At 61.8% G+C, this 19,550-nt stretch carries 18 protein-coding genes and 1 tRNA gene; 6 read left to right on the top strand and 13 right to left on the bottom strand.

What is annotated here, in order from left to right:
• Positions 1-31: 31 nt before the first annotated feature.
• Positions 32-688, top strand: coding sequence for a response regulator (locus ACZYR5_RS07895; RefSeq protein WP_489089116.1), 657 nt, complete (start codon positions 32-34; stop codon positions 686-688).
• 179 nt (positions 689-867) lie between these two features.
• Positions 868-1,488, top strand: a complete 621-nt coding sequence (locus tag ACZYR5_RS07890; RefSeq protein WP_489089115.1) for a LysE family translocator — start codon at positions 868-870, stop codon at positions 1,486-1,488.
• A gap of 135 nt (positions 1,489-1,623) precedes the next feature.
• Here ACZYR5_RS07890 and ACZYR5_RS07885 read toward each other — a convergent pair whose 3' ends face one another.
• The 6 genes from ACZYR5_RS07885 to dibA form a co-directional block, all read right to left on the bottom strand.
• Positions 1,624-2,613, bottom strand: a complete 990-nt coding sequence (locus ACZYR5_RS07885; RefSeq protein ID WP_489089114.1) for a sulfate/molybdate ABC transporter ATP-binding protein — start codon at positions 2,611-2,613, stop codon at positions 1,624-1,626.
• 3 nt (positions 2,614-2,616) lie between these two features.
• The gene (gene cysW / locus ACZYR5_RS07880; protein ID WP_489089113.1) at positions 2,617-3,489 is read right to left on the bottom strand and encodes a sulfate ABC transporter permease subunit CysW; all 873 of its coding nucleotides are present in this window, start codon (positions 3,487-3,489) and stop codon (positions 2,617-2,619) included.
• A gap of 13 nt (positions 3,490-3,502) precedes the next feature.
• The gene (cysT, locus tag ACZYR5_RS07875) at positions 3,503-4,321 is read right to left on the bottom strand and encodes a sulfate ABC transporter permease subunit CysT (protein ID WP_489089112.1); all 819 of its coding nucleotides are present in this window, start codon (positions 4,319-4,321) and stop codon (positions 3,503-3,505) included.
• Positions 4,322-4,459: 138 nt separating this feature from the next.
• Positions 4,460-5,473: a sulfate ABC transporter substrate-binding protein gene (locus tag ACZYR5_RS07870; protein WP_489089111.1), complete on the bottom strand. Its 1,014-nt coding sequence runs from the start codon at positions 5,471-5,473 to the stop codon at positions 4,460-4,462.
• 74 nt (positions 5,474-5,547) lie between these two features.
• Complete coding sequence (oscA, locus tag ACZYR5_RS07865; RefSeq protein WP_489089110.1) at positions 5,548-5,733, bottom strand: sulfur starvation response protein OscA; 186 nt, start codon at positions 5,731-5,733, stop codon at positions 5,548-5,550.
• Positions 5,734-5,911: 178 nt separating this feature from the next.
• Positions 5,912-7,831: a phosphodiesterase DibA gene (gene dibA / locus ACZYR5_RS07860; RefSeq protein WP_489089109.1), complete on the bottom strand. Its 1,920-nt coding sequence runs from the start codon at positions 7,829-7,831 to the stop codon at positions 5,912-5,914.
• 146 nt (positions 7,832-7,977) lie between these two features.
• On the opposite strand from dibA, the gene desA reads away from it, so the two are divergent.
• Complete coding sequence (gene desA, locus ACZYR5_RS07855) at positions 7,978-9,159, top strand: delta-9 fatty acid desaturase DesA (protein WP_105755918.1); 1,182 nt, start codon at positions 7,978-7,980, stop codon at positions 9,157-9,159.
• 34 nt (positions 9,160-9,193) lie between these two features.
• On the opposite strand, the gene ACZYR5_RS07850 is transcribed toward desA, so the two are convergent.
• The 3 genes from ACZYR5_RS07850 to gabD form a co-directional block, all read right to left on the bottom strand.
• Complete coding sequence (locus ACZYR5_RS07850) at positions 9,194-10,414, bottom strand: HDOD domain-containing protein (protein ID WP_489089108.1); 1,221 nt, start codon at positions 10,412-10,414, stop codon at positions 9,194-9,196.
• A 136-nt stretch (positions 10,415-10,550) separates the two neighbouring features.
• Positions 10,551-11,828 (bottom strand): 4-aminobutyrate--2-oxoglutarate transaminase, encoded by a 1,278-nt coding sequence (gabT, locus tag ACZYR5_RS07845; RefSeq protein WP_489089107.1) that lies wholly within the window; start codon positions 11,826-11,828, stop codon positions 10,551-10,553.
• A gap of 196 nt (positions 11,829-12,024) precedes the next feature.
• Positions 12,025-13,467 carry an NADP-dependent succinate-semialdehyde dehydrogenase gene (gabD, locus tag ACZYR5_RS07840; RefSeq protein ID WP_489089106.1) on the bottom strand — a complete coding sequence of 481 codons (1,443 nt, stop codon included), beginning with the start codon at positions 13,465-13,467 and terminating at the stop codon, positions 12,025-12,027.
• 346 nt (positions 13,468-13,813) lie between these two features.
• Here gabD and ACZYR5_RS07835 point away from each other — a divergent pair.
• Positions 13,814-13,890, top strand: a tRNA-Arg gene (locus tag ACZYR5_RS07835).
• A 195-nt stretch (positions 13,891-14,085) separates the two neighbouring features.
• On the opposite strand, the gene pcaG is transcribed toward ACZYR5_RS07835, so the two are convergent.
• From pcaG to ACZYR5_RS07815, 4 genes are all read right to left on the bottom strand, one after another.
• A complete protein-coding gene (gene pcaG, locus ACZYR5_RS07830; RefSeq protein WP_489089105.1) occupies positions 14,086-14,688 on the bottom strand; it encodes a protocatechuate 3,4-dioxygenase subunit alpha in 603 nt (200 codons plus the stop codon).
• A 12-nt stretch (positions 14,689-14,700) separates the two neighbouring features.
• Positions 14,701-15,420, bottom strand: coding sequence for a protocatechuate 3,4-dioxygenase subunit beta (gene pcaH, locus ACZYR5_RS07825; RefSeq protein WP_489089104.1), 720 nt, complete (start codon positions 15,418-15,420; stop codon positions 14,701-14,703).
• A gap of 97 nt (positions 15,421-15,517) precedes the next feature.
• The gene (gene pcaQ / locus ACZYR5_RS07820; RefSeq protein ID WP_489089103.1) at positions 15,518-16,447 is read right to left on the bottom strand and encodes a pca operon transcription factor PcaQ; all 930 of its coding nucleotides are present in this window, start codon (positions 16,445-16,447) and stop codon (positions 15,518-15,520) included.
• Positions 16,448-16,577: 130 nt separating this feature from the next.
• Positions 16,578-17,507: a LysR family transcriptional regulator gene (locus tag ACZYR5_RS07815; protein WP_489089102.1), complete on the bottom strand. Its 930-nt coding sequence runs from the start codon at positions 17,505-17,507 to the stop codon at positions 16,578-16,580.
• A 109-nt stretch (positions 17,508-17,616) separates the two neighbouring features.
• Here ACZYR5_RS07815 and ACZYR5_RS07810 point away from each other — a divergent pair, with 109 nt between their 5' ends.
• Together ACZYR5_RS07810 and ACZYR5_RS07805 are read left to right on the top strand one after the other, a co-directional pair.
• The gene (locus ACZYR5_RS07810; RefSeq protein WP_489089101.1) at positions 17,617-18,432 is read left to right on the top strand and encodes a gamma-glutamyl-gamma-aminobutyrate hydrolase family protein; all 816 of its coding nucleotides are present in this window, start codon (positions 17,617-17,619) and stop codon (positions 18,430-18,432) included.
• Complete coding sequence (locus tag ACZYR5_RS07805) at positions 18,429-19,493, top strand: M14 family metallopeptidase (protein WP_489089100.1); 1,065 nt, start codon at positions 18,429-18,431, stop codon at positions 19,491-19,493. The genes ACZYR5_RS07810 and ACZYR5_RS07805 overlap by 4 nt, the downstream gene beginning before the upstream one ends.
• Positions 19,494-19,550: the final 57 nt, after the last annotated feature.

Here is a 19,550-nt window from a genome sequence, read left to right as displayed (position 1 = left end):
CAAACCCCAAGAATAAAAAGAGCGACTGAAAATGGATGTGAAGCGCCTGAACGTGTTGATTGCCGATGACCATAGCATCGTGCGCGATGGTCTGAAGTTTCTGCTCTCCACCCGCGACGATCTCCAGGTGATCGGCGAAGCGGCCCACAGCGAGGCGATCCTCAAGGTGCTGGCCGAATACCCGGTCGACCTGCTGCTTCTGGACCTGGGCATGCCCGGGGTCAATCGCCTGCAATTCATCCGCGACCTGCGCAGCGCCTACCCTCGCCTGAAAATCCTGGTGCTGACCGCCAACGTCGAACTGAGCACCATTCGCGGCGTGCTCGATGCCGGTGTTCAGGCCTACGTCACCAAGGCCGATGAAAGCCAGGAGCTGCTCGATGCCATCGACGCCGTCCGCCTCAACCAACTCTACCTGGCGGTGGCCGTGCGCTTTGCGGTAGAGGGTCACGGCAACAGCCAGCCAGGCGAACACCTTATCGCCAACACCACCGGCCTGACGGCGCGCGAGCAGCAGATCCTCGGCCTGGTCGCCCAGGGCGCAACGGCCCGCGAGATTGCCGACGCCTTGCATATCAGCCCGCTGACCGTGCGCAAGCACCGGGAAAACCTGATGCGCAAGCTCGATCTGCACAACACCGCTGAACTGGCCGTGTATGCCGTTCGCCTGGGTCTGGCGGTGGGTTGAGGCCCATCATCCTGCGCGCAGCCGACAGATAAAATACGACACCTGCCGTATTTCAGCGCCCATGCCCTCTCCCTAACCTTGCAGCTCTGGTACTGCGCTGCACCCGCGACCTCCAAGGCCAAACCCACAGCGTCTTCCAGAACCTGCCCGACGGCATCACTCACTGGAAGAGCGCCACCATGTCCCTGCACCTCTGGATTCCTTTCGCCACCGCCACCCTGGCATTCGCCTGCATGCCCGGCCCGGCGATCCTCTACATGACCAGCCAGACGCTCGCCCACGGCAGACGCGCCGGACTCAAGGCGGCCCTGGGTATTCACCTGGGTTGCTATGCGCACATCGCGGCAGCCACGTTCGGCTTGTCGGCGCTCTTGCACGCCGCGCCCATGGCGTTCGATGTGATTCGTCTGGCGGGAGCGGGTTATCTGATCTGGCTCGGCGGCTCGATGATCGTCAAGAGCGGCCACGCGGCCACGACCGGCGACGCCCGCGAGCCCGGCGTCTTGCGCGACAGTGTGGTGGTGGAAATGCTCAACCCGAAGACGGCGCTGTTTTTCCTGACGTTCCTGCCCCAGTTTGTCGACGTCACCGCGTCCGCACCGGTGTGGCTGCAATTCCTGCTGCTGGGCAGTTTCGTCAACCTGGTGTTTTCGCTGGCCGACGTGGCGGCGGTGCTCGGTGCTTCGTTATTGCTCGGGCCGTTGTCGTCGCCCGGCTGCCAGCGATTCGTGCCGCGTTTCAGCGGCTCGATTCTGATTGGGTTGGGGTGTGTGCTGGTGCTGCAAAGCGGCTGGGCATGAATGCCCGACAGGAGCTGGCTTGCCAGCGAAGGGAGCGCCTCGACGTGCCAGGCAAACCGCCTTCGCCGGCAAGCCGGCTCCTACAGTGAAATGGGTCGTGCCGAAAAAACCGGTTTCGACCCTGGAGGACGAGCGTCAGATATTCGCGACCTTCTGCCAAACCTTCGGCTTGAAGAACAACGTCTCACCCTTGGCCAGCCCGGTCAGGCTGTCGTGGTCCTTGACCACTTCAGCCTCGATCAACTCGCTCTGCCCTTCGACTTTCAGGGTCACCCGGGTGGTCGCACCCAGCGGACGGATGTCGCGCACTTCGGCGGCGTGGTGATCTTCCAGTTCATGGCGCGACAGCGACACTTCATGGGGACGGAACAACACATGGTTGTCCTCGCCCAGGTGCAGGCGGTTGGAGTCGCCGAGGAAGTGGTAGACAAAATCGCTGGCCGGATTCTCGTAGACCTGGCCGGGTGAGCCGATCTGCTCGATCACGCCCTTGTTCATCACCACGATGCGATCAGCGACTTCCATCGCCTCTTCCTGGTCGTGAGTCACGAATACCGAGGTCAGGTTGATGTCTTCGTGCAGGCGCGCCAACCAGCGGCGCAGTTCTTTACGGACCTTGGCATCGAGGGCACCGAACGGCTCGTCGAGCAGCAGCACCTTGGGTTCCACCGCCAGGGCGCGGGCCAGGGCGATACGCTGGCGCTGACCGCCGGACAACTGCTCCGGGTAGCGATCCGACAACCAATCCAGTTGCACCATGTTCAGCAGCTCGTGGACCTTGGCGGCGATCTGGCTTTCGTTCGGACGCTGGTTCTTCGGCTTCATGCGCAGGCCGAACGCGACGTTGTCGAACACCGTCATATGACGGAACAGCGCATAGTGCTGGAACACGAAACCGACGTTGCGATCACGCACGTCGTGGCCCGAGACGTCTTCGCCGTGGAACACGATGTTGCCCTGATCCGGGGTCTCGAGGCCGGCGATGATCCGCAAAAGAGTCGTCTTGCCGCAGCCGGACGGGCCGAGCAAAGCCACCAGTTCACCGCTCTGGATGTCCAGGCTGATGTTGTCCAGCGCCTTGAACGCATTGAAATTCTTGCTGACGTTACGCACTTCGATCGACATGAATTATTCCTCCGCGGCGCTGGCGCGCAGGCGGTTAATACGGTTTTCGCTCCACTGCTTGAGCAGCAGGATGAAGAGCGCCAGGATCAGCAACAGGCTCGCGACGGCAAAGGCGGCGACGTGGTTGTACTCGTTGTAGAGGATCTCGACGTGCAACGGCAAGGTGTTGGTCACCCCGCGAATATGCCCGGACACCACCGACACCGCGCCAAACTCACCCATCGCCCGCGCGGTACAAAGCACCACGCCGTAGATCAGGCCCCATTTGATGTTCGGCACGGTCACGTGCCAGAACATCTGCCAGCCGTTGGCGCCCAGCAGGCGTGCGGCTTCCTCTTCCTGGGTGCCCTGCTCCTGCATCAGCGGGATCAGCTCACGGGCCACGAACGGCACGGTGACGAAGATGGTTGCCAGCACGATGCCCGGCAAGGCGAAGACGATCTGGATGTCGTGATCCGACAGCCACGGGCCGAAGAAGCCTTGGGCGCCGAACATCAGCACGTAGACCAGACCAGCGATCACCGGCGACACCGAGAACGGCAGGTCGATCAGGGTCACCAGCATGCTCTTGCCACGGAACGAGTACTTGCTCACGCACCAGGCGGCGCTGACGCCGAACACCAGGTTCAACGGCACCGAAATCAGCACGGCAATCACCGTCAGCTTCAACGCCGACAGGGCGTCCGGTTCGAAGATCGCGGTGAAGAACGCACCCAGGCCCAGTTTCAGGCCCTGGGACACCACGATGAACAGCGGCAACAGCAGGAACAGGGCAAAGATCAGCCAGCCCAGGACAATCAGGACGCGCCGAGCGCCGGGACTGCCACGCCGGGCGGCGTTGGCCGAAGATGCGGCGCTAATAGACGATTGGGACATGGTTCGCGCCTCCTTAAGGGGTTTCGATGCGCCGCTGCAGCAAGTTGATCAGCAGCAACAGGACAAAGGAAACCACCAGCATCAACACGCCAATGGAAGTGGCACCGGTGTAATCGTACTGGTCGAGTTTGACCATGATCAGCAACGGCAAAATTTCGGTTTTCATCGGCATGTTGCCGGCAATGAAAATCACCGAACCGTATTCACCAACACCCCGCGCAAACGCCAGGGCAAAGCCGGTCAGCCAGGCCGGCAACAGCGCCGGCAGGAGGATATGGCGGAACACTTGCAGCGGTTTGGCACCCAGGCACGCGGCGGCTTCTTCGATCTCCTTGGGGATATCGGCCAATACCGGCTGTACTGTACGTACCACGAACGGAAGGGTCACAAACGTCAGGGCAAGGGTGATGCCCAGGGGGGTATAGGCAATCTTGAAACCCAGGTCCGCAGCAAACTGACCGACCAGACCATTGGGGGCGTAGAGCGCAGTCAAGGCGATACCGGCGACCGCCGTCGGCAAGGCGAATGGCAGGTCGATCATCGCGTCAATGACCTTGCGACCGGGGAAGGTGTAGCGCACCAGCACCCAGGCCAGCAGCGTGCCGATGATGCCGTTGATCACGGCCGCGCACAGCGCCGTGCCGAAGCTCAGCTTCAACGCCGCCAGCACCCGGGGGGCGCTGATGATTGCCCAGAACTGATCCCAGGTCAGTTGCGCGGCATGCACGAACATGGCCGCCAGGGGTATGAGTACGATCAGGCTGAGGTACACCAAGGTGTAGCCCAGCGTCAGCCCGAAGCCGGGTATGACGGGGGAGATACGACGCGACATAAAAGTCCTTGGTCAATGGCTGGTTACAACGGTAGGAGCGAGCTTGCTCGCGAAGGCGGTGGCTCAGACAACAAATGGGTTGGCTGATCGTCCGTCATCGCGAGCAGGCTCGCTCCTACAGGTAAGGCGGTCGTCAGATTACTGCGCCTGATAGATCTGGTCGAACACTCCGCCATCATTGAAGAATTTTGGCTGGGCGGTTTTCCAGCCGCCGAAGTCCTTGTCGATGGTCACCAGGTCCAGGCTCGGGAACTGCTTGGCGTACTTGGCGGCCACTTCCTTGTCACGCGGACGGTAGAAGTTCTTCGCCGCGATCTCCTGGCCAGCCGGGCTGTACAGGTGCTTGAGGTAGGCTTCGGCGATCTGCTCGTTGCCCTTTTTCTCGGCGTTCTTGTCGACCACGGCCACCGGTGGTTCGGCGAGGATCGACAGCGATGGCACGACGATTTCGAACTTGTCCGCGCCGCCATCTTCCTTCAGCGCCAGGAAGGCTTCGTTTTCCCAGGCCAGCAACACGTCACCCTGACCGTTGTTGACGAAGGTGATGGTCGAACCGCGGGCACCGGTGTCCAGCACAGGTACGTGCTTGAACAGGGTCTGCACGTATTCCTTGGCCTTGGCTTCGTCGCCACCGTTGGCTTTCAGACCGTAGGCCCAGGCCGCGAGGAAGTTCCAGCGCGCACCGCCGGAAGTTTTCGGGTTCGGGGTGATCACTTCGACGCCGTTCTTGGTCAGGTCGCCCCAGTCCTTGATGCCCTTGGGGTTGCCCTTGCGCACCAGGAACACAATGGTCGAGGTGTAAGGCGTGCTGGCATCGGGCAGGCGTTTCTGCCAGTCGGTGGGCAGGGTCTTGCCCAGCTTGGCGATTTCGTCGATGTCGCCGGCCAGGGCCAGGGTCACCACGTCGGCGCGCAGGCCATCGATCACCGCCCGGCCCTGCTTGCCGGAGCCACCATGGGACTGCTGGATCTTCACGTTGTCGCCAGCGTGTTCTTTCTTCCAGTAGTTGATGAATTCGGCGTTGTAGTCCTGATACAGCTCACGGGTCGGGTCGTACGACACGTTCAGCAACTCGTAATCCTTGGCAACCGCGGAACCGGCAAAAATGGCACTGGCCAGAGCGGCCAAAGCGTAACGGCGAATCGACGACATGGTGAAGCTCCTGAAATTTTTGTGTGGGCTGTTCTTATGGAGTTCTGGAAACGGGTTGCCGGTGCCAGGCCGACTCAGCTCGGCTTGTTGCCGGCCGGGTTCTGCAGGCGGAATTTTTCCTTGCGCTCGATCTGCACCACCTGCGCGTTGTGCACGGTGATCTCTACCGCGCCAAACCGCAGATCGCGCAGGGCGCTCTGGATTTCACGCAGAATGGTGGCTTCGTCATGTCCGTCAACGCTACGTAGAGATGCGCTCATGGTGCTGCTCCTGAAAGGGGAAGTGCCTGGCAGTGGCGGCACTGCTTGCGGCGTAGGAGCAATAGTAGAGAGGCTTGGATATTCTTAAAAATACTATTTAAGAATGTTTATATAACCGAAACAACCAACATGAGTTGCATGGAAAAGGGGCCGCACCGCAGCCCCTCTCCCGCATGGCCTAGCGGATCGCCGGAGCCCGTGACCAGTCCAGCTCGCTCGCCGGCATCGGCCGACCAAACCAGTAGCCCTGGCCGAGGTCGCAGCGCTGATCGAGCAGAAAGCCCGCCTGCTCCTGATGCTCGATGCCCTCGGCGTGCACCTGCATGCCCATGCTTTGCGCCAGGGCGATGATCACCCGCACGATCGCCGCGTCATCGTCGTCTGCCGGCAGGCCGGCGACAAAGCCCTGGTCGATCTTCAGCTTCTGCACCGGCAGGCGCTTGAGCCGCAGCAACGACGAATAGCCGGTGCCGAAATCGTCGATGGCCAGGCGCACGCCCAACTCACGCAAGCGATGCATCTGCTCCAGCGCCACCTCCGGATCAAGCATCACCGCGCTTTCGGTCACCTCCAGCTCGAGGAAGGCCGGGTCCAGGCCGGTGTCGTGCAAAACCTGAGCAACCCGCTCATACAGCTCCCGCCGAGCGAACAGATGGGTCGAGACATTCACCGCGACGAACGACAGCACCACCCCGGCCTGCTGCCAGGCGCACATCTGCTGACACGCCTGCTGCATCACCCAGGCATCGATCTCGGCAATCAGTCCGGTGCGCTCGGCAATCGGAATGAACTCACCCGGTGCCACCAGCCCGCGCTGCGGGTGTTGCCAGCGCACCAGTGCCTCGACGCCGACCAGGCGGCTGAATTGCAGGTCATGCACCGGCTGGTAATAGACCCGCAGCTCCTGCTGTTCGAGGGCGCGGCGCAGTTCGAAGGCAATTTCCACTCGATGCTGGGCATGCGCCGTCAGCTCTTCGGTGTACAGCGCGTAGTCGTTGCGCCCGGAGCTCTTGACCTTGAATAGTGCGGTATCGGCATTGCGCAGCAATTGATCGGCGCTCAAGGCGTCGCTGGGAAACAGGCTGATGCCGACGCTGGCATTGATGAACAACTGGCCGCCATCTATCACGAACGCCTCTTTCAGGCTGTCGAGGATGCGTTGCGCATGGCCCGCCGCCTGCACCAGTTGCGCGCAATCTTCGACCAGCACGGCAAATTCGTCGCCACCCAGCCGGGCCAGGGTCACGCCCGGGCCGAACAGCTCGCGCAAGCGTGCCGCCACGGCCTTGAGCAGGCGGTCACCGACGTTGTGCCCCAGGCTGTCGTTGATCATCTTGAATTGGTCGAGGTCGATCATCAGCAACGCACAGCCGCGCTTGTGCACCTGCGCCGACGCCAGGGCCTGCTCGACCCGGTCGCGGAACAGCAGGCGGTTGGGCAGATCGGTCAGCGGATCGTGGTGCGCCAGGCGCTTGATCTCGTGCTCGGAGTCCTTGATCGCGCTGATGTCGGAGAATACCGCCACGTAATGGCTGAGCTGGCCGCAGTCATCGCGAATGACCCGGATGGTCTGCCACTGCGGAAAAATCTCGCCGCTCTTGCGCCGATTCCAGATTTCACCGCTCCATTCACCGTGCCGACCCAGAGCCTGAAACATCTGCTTATAAAAATCCGACGAGTGATGACCGGACTTGAACAGGCTCGGTGTATGCCCCAATACCTCGTCGGGCTGGTAACCGGTAATGGCCATGAACGCGCGGTTGACGTGAACGATCTTGCGCTGGCGATCGGTGACCAATACCCCTTCGTGAGTGCAGTCGAACACCGCCTGGGCCTGACGCAGACGCCCGCGATCTTCCTGGCGATAACGCAGGGCATCCTTGAGCCCAAGCACATTCCAGCGCCCGGCCAGGGCCAGCAGCATCAGGCCGGCGCTGAGGCCAACCCAGACATAACCGTTGATCAGTTGCCAGCGTGGCAGATCCGCTGAACCATCGAATATGTTGCTCAAAAAACAACCTGTGACACCCAGCCACCCGCCGGAAATCACCAGGTAAAGCAGCGCCGCACGGAAGGCTGCGCGATATGAAGCCGACATTCGGTCATCCATGTCCCTACGAAAGCTCAGGATTATAGAGCAAAGAGCCACCACTCCTCTCTTATCTGAAAGGCCGACTGGTTTTATCTGTGTCCTGAGTGATAATGCGCGAGCTATTTTTTTCTTTATCGAGGGCCCAACAGCCTATGTGGTACGAAGGTTTACTCGGCTTGTCAGCCTGGCAACTGGTGGCCGTCACTCTGGTCATGACTCACATCACCATCGTCGGCGTCACGGTCTACCTGCATCGCTACTCGGCGCACCGCTCCCTGGAGCTGAATGCCGGCCTCAAACACTTCTTCCGGTTCTGGCTGTGGCTGACCACGGCGCAGAACACCCGCGAGTGGACGGCGATCCACCGCAAGCACCACGCCAAGTGCGAAACCGTCGACGATCCGCACAGCCCGGTGATCAAGGGCCTGTCGACCGTGCTGCGCAAAGGCGCCGAGCTGTACCGCGCCGAGGCGGAAAACGCCGAGACGCTGCGCATCTACGGCAAGAACTGCCCCGAAGACTGGATCGAACGCAAGCTGTACAGCCGTTACCCGCTGCTGGGCGTGGCGATCATGGGGGTCATCGACCTGCTGCTGTTCGGCACCATCGGTATCACCATCTGGGCGATCCAGATGATGTGGATCCCGGTCTGGGCGGCCGGCGTGATCAATGGCCTGGGACATGCCGTGGGCTATCGCAACTTCGAGTGCCGCGATGCGGCGACCAACCTGGTGCCCTGGGGCATCCTGATCGGGGGTGAAGAGCTGCACAACAACCATCACACCTACCCCAACTCGGCCAAGCTGTCGGTGAAGAAGTGGGAGTTCGACATGGGTTGGGCCTGGATCCAGGTGTTCAGCTTCCTGCGCCTGGCCAAGGTGCAGCGGGTGGCGCCCATCGCCCACCGCGTCGAAGGCAAGGGCAGCCTGGACATGGACACCGCCATGGCGATCCTCAACAACCGCTTCCAGATCATGGCCCAGTACCGCAAGCTGGTGATCGGCCCGCTGGTCAAGCAGGAGCTGGAAAAGGTCGACCATTCGGTACGCCACCAATTCCACCGCGCCAAACGCCTGCTGTCGCGTGAGACCAGCCTGCTGGAAGACCGCCATCACCTGCGCATCCAGACCATGCTCGAGCACAGTCAGGCACTGAAGGTGATCTACGAGAAGCGCCTGGCCCTGCAGCAGATCTGGGTCAAGACCAGCTCCAACGGCCACGACATGCTGGCGGCAATCAAGGATTGGGTGCACGAAGCCGAAGCCAGCGGTATCCAATCGCTGCGCGACTTCGCCCACCAGCTGAAAACCTACTCGCTGCGTCCAGCGGCCTGACACTCGGCGGGAGTGAGGTGACTCACTCCCGCGTTCAGGCTGGCGTCTTGCGCAGGCGCATCAATTCCGGCAGACCAATCTTCAGCAGGCGTGCCGTCCGGCTCTTGGCCAGCTCCTCCACACCTTCATGCTCGGTCAGGCGCGCCAGACTGGCCGCCATGTTCATCACCAGCGCCTCGCGCGAGTACACCCCACCACCGAGTTGATAGACCGCCGCAATCAATTCCCGCAGTTCCAGCGGCAGACGCCAGCGGGTGCGCAAGGCCGAGCCGTAGGCGGCGGCAAACTCCTTGAGGGCGTTGCCAATCTGCTCCTGATCGTCCAGCTCGCCGCCGCCCTGCTTCCACTCCTGCAGGCAGCGCAGCAGCGCCAGGTCGCCGAGACAATGGAGCATGCCGGCGCAATAGCAGCGCTCCTGATCGAGATCGAGCAGGCGGGCCAGGGTGCGGGCGTATTCCGCGGTGTGCAGTGACAGCTCCCAGTAGCGCTCGGCGTAGTCGGCCAGCAGCGGGTCGCTCAACCTGGCGCTGCGCTTGAGGGCCAGCCCGAGCACCAGGTTCATGCTTTGCCCGGTACCCAGGCGATGCAGGGCCTGGGACAGGGTCTGTACGCCTTCACCCAGGTGATGGGCGGCGCTGTTGGCGGCGGCGATCAGCACGGCGGTGATCTGTGGGTCGGTGCGCACTTCCTCTTCCAGCAAACGCAGGTCCAGGCCGTTGGGATTGAGGCTGCGCTTGACCGCCTGCTGCACGTCGGTAAGCAGCGGCGCACCGTCGGCCAGCTCGCGGCGGCGCTCGAGAAAGGTCGACAGGCTCATGCCCGGCGCCAGGGTCGGCACCTCGCAGGACACGGTCTGCCCGGCATTGAGCAGCAACTGCTGCAAGCGCAGGGTCAGGTTTTCCATGTCCAGTGGTTTGGTCAGGTAGGCGCTCGGGTGCAACGGCACGGCTTCGTGGACGCTGGCGCTGTCGTTGCGGCTGCTCATCAGTATGAACGGCAGCAACGGCTGGCGACGGCGCTGACGCACACTGCGCAGCACATTGAGGCCATCGACCCCCGGCAGCTCCCAGTCGGCGATCACCAGGTCGTAGGGCTGCTCACTCAACAGTTGCAGCGCTTGCTGGCCATCGGCGCACAGGTCCAGCCGCGCGTCGCAACGCACGTTGAGCAACACCTGTTTGAGCAGATCGCGCGACCAGGGATCGGCTTCGGCAATCAGCACGCGGGGCACAGCGGGAAGCTCTACAACGGTCATCTTTTCACTCCGGGACAATCCTTGCACCTTAGACAATGCTGGCACTTCGATACAGGTGAAAAGCCGGTGATGTGTTTCCAAAGACCAAAAAAACCCGCCGAAGCGGGTTTTTTGTGAAGCCGGTCACACTCGGTGATCAGAGCTCGGAGAAGCACTCTTCGATGATCGCCAGGCCTTTGTCCAGTTGCTCGTCAGGCGAAGTCAGCGGAACCAGGACCCGCAGCACGTTGCCGTAGGTGCCGCAGGACAGCAGGATCAGACCTTTCTCACGGGCCTTGGCAACCACTGCAGCCACGGCCGGAGCGTTAGGCTTGTGGCTGTCGCCGTTTTCGAACAGCTCGACCGCGATCATCGCGCCCAGGGCACGTACTTCGCCGATCACCGGGTACTTGGCCTGGATGGCCTTGAGGCCGGTCACCAGACGCTCGCCTACCGCCTTGCAGCGGTCCAGCAGGTGCTCTTCTTCGAACACTTCCATCACGGCCAGGGCCGCAGCACAGGCGATCGGGCTACCGGCGTAGGTGCCGCCCAGGCCGCCAGGGGCGATGGCGTCCATGTATTCAGCCTTGCCGCAAACACCGGCCAGCGGGAAGCCGCCAGCGATGGATTTGGCGAAGGTGGTCAGGTCGGCAGCAACGCCCATCTGTTCCATGGCGAAGAAAGTACCGGTACGGCCAGCGCCGGTTTGTACTTCGTCAGCGATCAGCAGGATGCCGTGCTGGTCGCACAGGGCACGCAGACGCGCCATGAAGGCTTTAGGCGCGACGTAGAAGCCACCTTCGCCCTGCACCGGCTCGATGATGATGGCAGCGATGTCACGCGGCTCGGCATCGTTCTTGAAGATGCGTTCGATGCTGGCGATCGAGTCGTCGATGCTCACACCGTGCAGTTCGTTCGGGTACAGCGCGCGGAACACGCCGCCTGGCATCAGGCCCATGCCGGCCGAGTACGGCACGACTTTACCGGTCAGGCCCAGGGTCATCATGGTGCGGCCGTGGTAGGCGCCGGTGAAGGCGATCACGCCAGCGCGGCCAGTGGCGGCACGGGCGATTTTCACGGCGTTTTCCACGGCTTCCGAACCGGTGGTGACCAGCAGGGTTTTCTTGGCGAAATCACCTGGAACCTTGGCGTTCACTTTTTCGCACAGTTCAACGTACGGTTCGTACGCCAGCACCTGGAAGCAGGTGTGGGTCAGCTTGTTCAGCTGCTCGGTCACTGCGGCGATGATTTTCGGGTGCACGTGACCGGTGTTCAGCACGGCGATACCGCCGGCGAAGTCGATGAACTCGCGACCTTCAACGTCGGTCACGGTGGCGTTCTTCGCGGACTCGGCGAAGATCGGGTGAATCTGGCCAACACCGCGGGGTACAGCGGCTTCGCGGCGTTTCATCAAAGAAGCGTTAGTCTTGCTCATAGTGTCCTCATTCGCCGCTCATCGGTCGGCGTGGCTCAAGGATTACGCGGCGGGGAGGCAACTACGGCAGCATGCGATGATCGACTGCCACAGCTTTCCCGGCCACAGATAAGAATCCGGTGAAACACGCAAAGGGTCAGCGCTCTCGTGCCCTTTGCGTTTCAAGCAATGCCCTGCCCGGCTCAAGCCTTGCGGCTTAGATGCCCAGGCACAGGTATTTGATTTCCAGGTAATCCTCGATGCCGTACTTGGAGCCTTCACGGCCCAGGCCCGAGGCCTTGATGCCGCCGAATGGCGCGACTTCGTTGGAGATCAACCCGGTATTCACGCCAACCATGCCGTATTCCAGGGCCTCGGCCACACGGAACACACGGCCCAGGTCGCGGGCATAGAAGTACGAGGCCAGGCCGAACTCGGTGTCGTTGGACATCGCGATCACTTCGGCTTCGTCTTTGAAGCGGAACAGCGGCGCCAGTGGGCCGAAGGTTTCTTCCTTGGCCACGGCCGCGGTATTCGGCACGTTGGTGAGGATGGTCGGTTCGAAGAAGTTGCCTTCCATCACCTTGCCGCCGGTGAGCAGGGTGGCGCCTTTGCTCAGGGCGTCGGCGATGTGTTCCTGGACCTTGGCCACTGCCTTGCCGTCGATCAACGGGCCGGTGGTGGTGCCTTCTTCCAGGCCGTTGCCGATCTTCAGCTTGGCCACGGCCGCCGCGAGTTTTTCGGCGAAGGCGTCGTAGATCGAGTCCTGGATGTACAGGCGGTTGGCGCAGACGCAGGTCTGGCCGTTGTTGCGGTACTTGGAAATGATCGCGCCTTCGACGGCCTTATCCAGGTCCGCGTCGTCGAACACGATGAACGGCGCGTTGCCGCCCAGCTCCAGGGACACTTTCTTGATGTCCTTGGCGCATTCGGCCATCAACTGGCGACCGATTTCGGTCGAGCCGGTGAACGACAGCTTGCGCACGATCGGGTTGCTGGTCAGCTCGCCGCCGATGTCGCCGGCGCTGCCGGTGACCACGCTGAGCACGCCTTTCGGGATGCCGGCACGGTGCGCCAGCTCAACCAGGGCCAGGGCTGAGAATGGGGTCTGCGAAGCAGGCTTGATCACCATGGTGCAACCGGCGGCCAGGGCCGGGCCGGCTTTACGGGTGATCATGGCGGCCGGGAAGTTCCACGGGGTGATCGCTGCGGTCACGCCGATCGGCTGCTTGATCACGATCAGGCGCTTGTCTGGCTGGTGGCCCGGGATCACGTCACCGTAGATGCGCTTGGCTTCTTCGGCGAACCATTCGATGAAGGAAGCGGCGTAAACGATTTCGCCCTTGGCTTCGGCCAATGGCTTGCCCTGCTCGAGGGTCATCAGGCGACCGAGGTCTTCCTGGTTTTCGATCAGCAGCTCAAACCAGCGACGCAGCTTGTTCGCACGTTCTTTGGCGGTCAGTGCACGCCAGGCCGGCAGCGCCTTGTCGGCAGCTTCGATGGCACGGCGGGTTTCGGCAGCGCCCATTTTCGGCACGGTGCCCAGAATCTCGCCCGTTGCCGGGTTGTTGACGTTGATCGTCTGACCATTGTCCGCATCCACCCAAGCGCCATCGATGAAGGCTTGCTGGCGGAACAACAGGGAATCTTTAAGCTGCATGTCGGCTTTCCTTAACAGCACCGCGCACGCGCGGAGCGAATTATGATTGTAGAAAGGCGCCCTTGGGCTGCCGTCAGGGAACTCATTCACCGGGCTGAAGCACATAAATAGCGCACGGTTCGAAACACGTACGGTTCAGCACCCAGACAAGAGCGTTTGAAATCTCAAACGAATCCTAGGATCAAAGGGGGTAAAGGACAATAGGCTGTTCGAAAAAAAGAACGTAAAGCCGACTTTTGCCCAGTATTTCGGATCAACGTGACGAACGCGCGTCGACAGAGGCAAAACAACAGGATTTTCAGCAGCATGGACGCCTGCAATGGTTATGCGTATCATGGCGCCCGCTGCACCAGTAGCTCAGCTGGATAGAGTACTGCCCTCCGAAGGCAGGGGTCGTGGGTTCGAATCCCGCCTGGTGCACCATACCGCTGTAAAGAAAAAGCCTCAGGCCTTATGGGTCTGGGGCTTTTTTGTGGGTGGTGTTTTTTGGCGGCAGTGTGTGGGAGATATTCGACCTTGCCGGACTCCCGGGTTAGCCACCTGCGCGCAGCTGCCAGCGATTCGCTTGATCACGAACAGTGGCAGCTCCACGCCAAACAGCTAGACCATGCGCCCTCCTCAGAAATCGAAGAACACCGTCTCCGCCGGCCCCTGCAGATAAATATCAAAGCGATAAGCCAACTTGCCGTCCACCGTGCAGCGCTTGGCGATCAGCGATTCGCGGCGGTGGGGTTGTTCGATCAGGTTGAGCACCGGGTCCACAGCGTTGGCTTCGGCTTCGTCGTCGAAGTACAGGCGGGTCTGCAGGTGGATGTTGATGCCTCGGGCGAACAGCGACACGTTGATGTGCGCGGCCATCGGTACGCCGGCGGCGTTTTTCACGACGCCTGGCTTGATGGTGTTGAGGGTCCATTCGCCAGCATCGGTAGTGGCGGTGCGACCGAAGCCGTTGAAGGGTTTTTCCAGGTTGTAGTCGCTGTCGTAGACGCCTTCGTGGTTGGCTTGCCAGCACTCCAGAAACGCATCGCGGATCAACTGGCCGTTGCCGTCGTAGACGCAACCGACTACCACTATGTGCTCGCCCGGTGCGCCGGGTTTGGCCATCTGGTTCCAGATTTCCTCTTCGCGCGGCTCGTTGCCGGCGGTTTCCAGCGCCAGGCCGATGTGCACGTAGGGGCCGGCGGTTTGCGACGGGGTTTCATTCAGCAGTTGAACGGGCATGTGCGGGCCTCCTCAGCGGTTTTCGAAGTGGGTCTTGCGCTGGCCGCGCAGGACGATGTCAAAGCGATAGGCCAGGCAATCCATCGGATTGGCCATGCTCATGTCGAGTCTGGCGATCAGGCTCTGCACCGCTTCCGGGTTGGCGATCGACTTGACGATCGGGCACATCGGGATCAGTGGATCCCCTTCGAAATACAGCTGGGTAATCAGGCGTGTGGCGATGGACGGGCCGCTGATGGACACATGCACGTGGGCCGGGCGCCAGTCGTTGGGGCCGTTGCGCCATGGGTACGGGCCGGGTTTGACGGTGCGGAAGCAGTAGTTGCCCTCGCTGTCGGTCAGCGCACGGCCGACGCCGCCGAAGTTCGGATCGAGCGGCGCCAGGTAGCTGTCCTTCTTGTGGCGGTAACGGCCGCCGGCGTTGGCTTGCCACATTTCCACCAGGGTGTGGGGAATCGGCTTGCCGTACTGGTCACAGACGCGACCGGCGATCAGGATGCGCTCACCAATCGGCAGCCCACCATTATTGAAATTCAGCAGCAGGTCGTTGTCGTGCTTGCCCATGCGCAGGTGGGAGAAATCCGGGCCGCTGGTTTCCGAGACCGATTGCGGAATGCTCACCAGAGCCTGGCGCGGCGAGCGCAGGATCGAGGTCTTGTAGTCAGGCGTCAGGGCTTTGGGATGCCAATTACGGTCACGAATGACGAAGCGGCTGTCGTGCGCGTCGGACATGTCGTACTTCCTATTATTATGGTGAAAGGTCCGTCAGCTTCGCCTGTTGCGGCCCAATCAAACATTGAAAATACCAACCCTATCCATATCCATATGGTTATGGATACTGCCCGCCACGGTATTCCTCGCCCACCTCGCGCAGCACCTGCGCACACCATTGCGCCGCCGACGTCAGCGGCAAGGCCGGGTTGCTGCACAGCCCGACCGAGCCACCGGGCTCGCGCATGCCCAGGTCGAGCTCGACCAGGTCACCCTGGCGCAAGTCCTCGCGGACCGCGTCCAGCGGCGCGACCCAGATCGCCTGGCTGGTTTGCACGTAGCGTCGGCTCAGGGCTACCGACAGGGTTTCCAGGCGTTGCCGCGACGGGGTGATGCCGTGCTGGACGAACAGGCTGTCGGCAAATTGGCGAATGGTGGTGCCCGCCGACGGCAGGACCAGCGGATAGTCCTGCCAGTCGTGCTGGCCCTGCGGATCGGCCAGAACCGGATGACCGGTACGCACCACCAGGGTCATGGACTCGCTGTACAGGTGCTCAAAGGCCAGGCCGAGGATCGCCGGACTGTCGGTCATGCGGCCCACCACCAGGTCCAGCTCGCCAACGCGCAGTTGCGCCAGCAGATGGGCGCTGGCCCCGGTCACCACATTCACCACCAGCGGCGGATGGCGTTCGTGCAGACGACGCACCACTTCCGGCACCAACAGGCTTTCGACGGTGGACAGCACACCGAGCTGCAGGGTGATGGGCTCGTGTACCCCGGAGCGCAGACTGTTCACCCCCTCGCGCAGCGATTGCACGCTCGGCCCGGCATAACGCAGAAACGCCACGCCGGCCTCGGTCAGGGTCGTGCCCTTTTTGCTGCGCTCGAACAGGGTCGACTCGAGCAGGGTCTCCAGCTCCTTCAAGGTCTTCGACAATGCCGGCTGGCTGATCGCCAGTTTGTCGCAGGCACGGGCCAGGCTGCCCTGGCGCGCGACTTCGAGAAAACACAGCAGATGGCGGAATTTGATGCGGGTATCGATGTTCAATCGAGCGCTCTGCCTTGAGGGGATGGTAGCCATTATTGTGGCGTAGAACAGTCTATGTGGGAGCGGCGGTGCGACTTGCCCGCGAATTCAACTGGACGAATGCCCTCGCGAGCAAGCTCGCTCCTACAATCTACAAATACGTGGCGATCTCCTGCTCGATCGCCCGGAAATACTCGCGAATGATGCTGAACGACTGCTCGGCGGCCGGCGCCAGGGTTCGATGGCGGAGGGTCACGATGCCCAGGGTCAGGTCCAGCTCGAAAGCGGGTTGCACATCGAGGAGGGTCACCGACTTGTCCCGCAGCAGCTTGATCATGGCCAAGAAAGTAGTAGGAAAAATCACCTCGGTGCTGAGTATCAGGTCGTGCGCCGTTTCTATGTTGTTGATGCTCGCGGAGAAATTATTCTCGATCGGCATCTGCATGCCGTAGAGATCGGCCATTTTCAGGGCCAGCATGTCGCTGATGTAGCCGGAGCCGATCAAGGGGTACGCTTTCAGGTCATCCAGGGTCAGCCCCTTGCGTCCGGCCAGCGGATGGTCGGCTCGGGCAAACCAGCCAAAACTGCAGGTGTACAAGGGCTCGGCCAACAGCTCGGGGTGGCGGGCCGCCGCCCCAACCTCGCCGATAAAGAAATCGAGCTTCTCCTTCAGCAGGGCATCGAGCAGCACATCGGTGCTGTGCACCTGGGCCTTGATCCGCAAGCCAGGACCGGAGGCCAGTAGCTGGCGGATCAACGCCGCGAGGAAATCCAGGGCCACAGACGACCCCAGGCCGAACGCCAGCGGCCCGTAGGCGCCATCCTTCATCAAGCTCAGGGTGCGCGCGCCTTCACGCTCGTCGAACACGATACGTTTGGCCCGCTCCAGATACTCCATCGCAAAAGGCGTGGGGTGCAGGCGACGATTGGTCCGATCGAACAGCGACACCCGCAGCTCGTCTTCCAGCGCCTTGATGCTCCGGGAAAGCGCCGGCTGACTGAGATGGACCGTCTCGGCCGCGGCGCTGAGCGATCCGCTATCCATGAGGGCGAGAAAGTGCTGCAACTGGCGGATGTTCATCGGCTTCTCACTTGCAGTGTGCGCATGAAATCTGAATTTATTATGCAATTTACCACAATACCCCCTTCTCATAGACTGGGTTCTCGTCCAACCCCTACGGGACTTGACCATGAACCCACCGCCATTATTTGCCGACGGCGCCAGACCGCTCGTTGCCATCGCCACTGATCGCGTAGAGCGCCATGGCCATCCCGCACACTCGCTGTTGCATGGCTACGTCGATGCTGTGTCGAGCACCGCTCGCGCCCTGCCCCTGGCATTGCCCGCCGATCCTGACGCAATCGACTTCGACAGCCTGCTGGCCAATGTCGATGGGCTGGTGCTGACGGGCAGCCCGTCGAACATTTCGCCCCTGCGTTATGGCGGCAGTGCCACGGCGGATGTGTCGACGCTGGACCTGGCACGGGACGCGACCGTCATACCGTTGGTCAGAAGACTGGTGAGCGCCGGGGTTCCGGTGCTGGGCATCTGCCGTGGTTTCCAGGAAATGAATGTCGCCTGGGGCGGCACCCTGGACACTGCGGTGCATGAACGCCCTGGCGCCATCGATCACCGCGAAGGCGATCATGCCCGTCCCATCATCGAGTGGTACCAGCACAGCCATGCCATCCAGGTCGCCGAGGGCGGGCTGCTGGCGCGACTGCGCGGCACCGAGGACGCGCAAGTCAATTCCCTGCACCACCAGGGCATTGCCCGGCTGGGCAGCGGTCTGACCGTCGAAGCGACCGCGCCGGACGGCTTGATCGAGGCTTTTTCGGTGACCGACGCCCCGGGGTTCGCCCTGGCCGTGCAGTGGCATCCAGAAATGCGCGTGCACGACGACCGCCTTTCCCGCGACATTTTCCAGGCCTTTGGTGACGCCTGCCGACGCCGGCACGAACTGCGCCTGCGCTCGATCGTCACAGCCGAGACTTCGATTTCATGATCAACATTGATGAGCTGTTCAGCGACTCGTACGCCCAGGCCCGAGAAAAATTCCTCGCCACTGCCCACGCCAAAGACCTCACCGTCGACAGCTATGAACTGGACCTCAAGGGTGCCCGTGACGAAACCCTGGCCACCGACGTGGTATTCGACGGCCCGAGGGATGCGTCGAAATTGCTCGTGGTGCTCAGTGGCGTGCACGGCGTCGAAGGCTTTCCGGGCTCGGCCATACAAATCGGTGCATTACGACTCGACCTGGCCAAGCCGGACGATACGGCGATCCTCTACGTTCACGGGATCAACCCCCATGGCTTTTCCCACCTGCGCCGGGTGACTCAGGAAAACGTCGATCTGAACCGCAACTTCATCGACTTCGACGGCCCGTTGCCGCAAAACGAGGGCTACCCTGAAATTCATGAGGCCCTGCTGCCGGCGCACTGGCCGCCCGAGGACGATCAGGTCCTGCAGCAATACCGTTTGACTCACGGCGACAAGAAGTTCCAGTGCGCCATTTCCCTGGGGCAATACCACTACCCGGACGGCATGTTCTTCGGCGGCCTCGCGCCGACCTGGAGCAACACCACCTTCCGTCAGATTCTGCGTACCTACGCCGCCCAGGCCAGGGTGATTGCCTCGGTAGACGTCCACACCGGGCTCGGCCCTTACGGCTACGGGGAAAAAATCTTCGCCACCCGCGACTACTGCACCCTGGAAAAAGCCCGCCACTGGTGGGGTGAGATCACCGATGTGCACGCCGGCAGCTCGACCAGCGTGCCGATGAGCGGACCGATTCAGGTCGCCATTTCGGAGGAATGCCCGGCGGCCAAGCACATCGGGATCTGCCTGGAGTTCGGCACCTACCCGATCGAGAAAATGATCACCACCCTACGGGCCGACCACTGGGTTTTCCGCCGCGGCCAACAACACACGGCACAAAGCAGCGAGATCACCCAGCAGCTCAAGGATTTGTTCTATCCCAACCACACAGACTGGAAAACACCGGTCTGGAACCAGGCCAGCGAGGTCATGAAACAGGCGCTGCAAGGGTTGGGCAACTGGTAAGGGCATACAGCGGAAAACACGGACCTGTTTAAGATCAATTCTAATAACTACAGACAT

This window comes from Pseudomonas sp. F007 (assembly GCF_057814275.1).
Note: the sequence above shows the minus strand (reverse complement) of the source record. Positions and strands in the feature narration are given on the sequence as shown.

Coding starts and splice junctions, on each gene's coding strand:
- ACZYR5_RS07895 (WP_489089116.1), top strand. CDS start 32: ATGGATGTGAAGCGCCTGAACGTGTTGATTGCCGATGACCATAGCATC.
- ACZYR5_RS07890 (WP_489089115.1), top strand. CDS start 868: ATGTCCCTGCACCTCTGGATTCCTTTCGCCACCGCCACCCTGGCATTC.
- ACZYR5_RS07885 (WP_489089114.1), bottom strand. CDS start 2,613: ATGTCGATCGAAGTGCGTAACGTCAGCAAGAATTTCAATGCGTTCAAG.
- cysW (WP_489089113.1), bottom strand. CDS start 3,489: ATGTCCCAATCGTCTATTAGCGCCGCATCTTCGGCCAACGCCGCCCGG.
- cysT (WP_489089112.1), bottom strand. CDS start 4,321: ATGTCGCGTCGTATCTCCCCCGTCATACCCGGCTTCGGGCTGACGCTG.
- ACZYR5_RS07870 (WP_489089111.1), bottom strand. CDS start 5,473: ATGTCGTCGATTCGCCGTTACGCTTTGGCCGCTCTGGCCAGTGCCATT.
- oscA (WP_489089110.1), bottom strand. CDS start 5,733: ATGAGCGCATCTCTACGTAGCGTTGACGGACATGACGAAGCCACCATT.
- dibA (WP_489089109.1), bottom strand. CDS start 7,831: ATGTCGGCTTCATATCGCGCAGCCTTCCGTGCGGCGCTGCTTTACCTG.
- desA (WP_105755918.1), top strand. CDS start 7,978: ATGTGGTACGAAGGTTTACTCGGCTTGTCAGCCTGGCAACTGGTGGCC.
- ACZYR5_RS07850 (WP_489089108.1), bottom strand. CDS start 10,414: ATGACCGTTGTAGAGCTTCCCGCTGTGCCCCGCGTGCTGATTGCCGAA.
- gabT (WP_489089107.1), bottom strand. CDS start 11,828: ATGAGCAAGACTAACGCTTCTTTGATGAAACGCCGCGAAGCCGCTGTA.
- gabD (WP_489089106.1), bottom strand. CDS start 13,467: ATGCAGCTTAAAGATTCCCTGTTGTTCCGCCAGCAAGCCTTCATCGAT.
- pcaG (WP_489089105.1), bottom strand. CDS start 14,688: ATGCCCGTTCAACTGCTGAATGAAACCCCGTCGCAAACCGCCGGCCCC.
- pcaH (WP_489089104.1), bottom strand. CDS start 15,420: ATGTCCGACGCGCACGACAGCCGCTTCGTCATTCGTGACCGTAATTGG.
- ACZYR5_RS07815 (WP_489089102.1), bottom strand. CDS start 17,507: ATGAACATCCGCCAGTTGCAGCACTTTCTCGCCCTCATGGATAGCGGA.
- ACZYR5_RS07810 (WP_489089101.1), top strand. CDS start 17,617: ATGAACCCACCGCCATTATTTGCCGACGGCGCCAGACCGCTCGTTGCC.
- ACZYR5_RS07805 (WP_489089100.1), top strand. CDS start 18,429: ATGATCAACATTGATGAGCTGTTCAGCGACTCGTACGCCCAGGCCCGA.